At 36.1% G+C, this 1,774-nt stretch carries 2 protein-coding genes; both read left to right on the top strand.

Annotated elements, in window-relative coordinates; translation table 11 throughout:
- Nucleotides 1-42 precede the first annotated feature (42 nt).
- Nucleotides 43-795 (top strand): helix-turn-helix domain-containing protein, encoded by a 753-nt coding sequence (locus tag H8909_RS12970; RefSeq protein WP_187013122.1) that lies wholly within the window; start codon nucleotides 43-45, stop codon nucleotides 793-795.
- Nucleotides 796-806: 11 nt separating this feature from the next.
- On the top strand, nucleotides 807-1,694 hold the full coding sequence (locus H8909_RS12965) for an IS3 family transposase (protein ID WP_238928313.1): 888 nt from the start codon (nucleotides 807-809) through the stop codon (nucleotides 1,692-1,694).
- Nucleotides 1,695-1,774 lie beyond the last annotated feature (80 nt).

Raw genomic sequence — 1,774 nt, 5'->3', positions numbered from 1 at the left:
GTGCAAATAATTAAAAGCACTGTTTGCTGAGGAGGTTTTCTTATGGGAAGAAAAAGTAAGTTTTCAAAAGAACAAAAAATTGAAATATGTAGAAGATACTTAGATGGCAGTGAATCAGTTACTAGTCTAGCTGAAGAAATAAATGTATGTATAACTACAGTTCAAAGGTGGATTAGAATCTTTCAAGCATATGGCGATTCTGCATTTGATGAGAAGACTGCAAATGAATCATATACCAAAGAGTTTAAAAGGAAGGTTGTAGAATCATATCTAGCTGGGGAAGGTTCACTAAGAGATATCGCAGTAAAGTATAAAATTCCTGCATGTGGGACAGTACTTGTATGGGTAAAGTTATATAATGATCATATAGAGTTAAAGGATTATATTCCTGGAGGTAAAGAAATCTATATGGCAAAGTGCAGAAAAGTTACAAAAGAAGAAAGAATAGAGATAGTAAAGTACTGCATGGAACACAATCTTGATTATTCAGGAACGTGCAAAGTATTTGATGTCACATATTCAAACGTATTTAACTGGGTCAGAAAGTACAGAGAAAAAGGTGAAGACGGATTATCAGACAGACGTGGACGCCGTAAAAAGGATGAGGATCTAGATGAGCTTGGCCTTCTAAAGAAACAGCTGAGAGAAAAGGAACGTGAGCTTGAGAGAGCTCATCTGGAGATAAGACTGTTAAAAAAAGTGGAGGAGATAGAAAGGAGAGGATATGCAGAACAAGCAGATTCGAGAATGAATATCAGGCAATCAAGGAAATCAAGGAAGAAAACAAAGAGGTAAGCCTATCAGTCATGTTTGAGATATTAGATGTAAAGAGGGCAAACTATTATAAATGGCTTAAGCATAACAAAAGTGAAAGAGATCTTAAAAATGAGGAACTAGCTGACCTTGTAAGAAAGTATGATGAGAAGTTCAATCATACGCTTGGCTACAGAATGATGACAGATAGAATAAACAGAGATGAAAACAAGAACTACAATGACAAGCAGGTCTACAAGGTGATGAAAATACTTGGCATCAAGTCAATCATAAGACCAAAAAGAAGAAGCTGTACAGTCAGAAAAAGCAACAATACAGCCAAGAATAATCTCAAAAGAGAATTCAATGCATCAAGACCTAATGAAAAATGGGTAACAGATGTCACTGAGTTCAAATATGGAAAGCATAATGAAAATAAACTATATCTAAGCCTGATACTAGATCTTTATGACAGATATCCAGTAGGATATGTAATTAGTGAGCATAACGATAATAGACTTGTCTTTGATACATTCAGATCAGCTATAGACGCTAATCCAGGAGCACATCCGTTATTTCATAGTGATGGAGGTTTCCAGTATACGAGTCCTGTCTTTGTGCGTATGCTTAAGGATAATGGCATGGAACAGAGCATGTCCAGAGTTCACTGCTGCATTGATAATGGACCAATGGAAGGATTCTGGGGAATACTTAAATGTGAGATATATCATTATGGAAAAAAATATGAAACAAGAGAGGAGTTAGAAGCGGCAATAAAAGAATGGATAAGATATTACAGTCATGAAAGATATCAACGAAGATTTGGTGTGAGAACACCTTATGAAGTAAGAAGTGAAGCATTATGCAATGAGAATCCAGTTCAGTATCCAATACCTGAGAACAAGGCGATACAGAAATATAAGGCGACACATTATGCATAAAAAAATTGCCTGCCACTACGTGGCAGGCAAGGGTACATGTTTTTAATTATTTCACCTGTCTACTTGACAGGGGCGGTTCA

This window comes from Catenibacterium faecis, assembly GCF_014306455.1.
In the GTDB taxonomy this organism is placed as follows: Bacteria; Bacillota_I; Bacilli_A; order Erysipelotrichales; family Coprobacillaceae; genus Catenibacterium; species Catenibacterium mitsuoka_A.
Note: the sequence above shows the minus strand (reverse complement) of the source record. Positions and strands in the feature narration are given on the sequence as shown.

Coding starts and splice junctions, on each gene's coding strand:
- H8909_RS12970 (WP_187013122.1), top strand. CDS start 43: ATGGGAAGAAAAAGTAAGTTTTCAAAAGAACAAAAAATTGAAATATGT.
- H8909_RS12965 (WP_238928313.1), top strand. CDS start 807: ATGTTTGAGATATTAGATGTAAAGAGGGCAAACTATTATAAATGGCTT.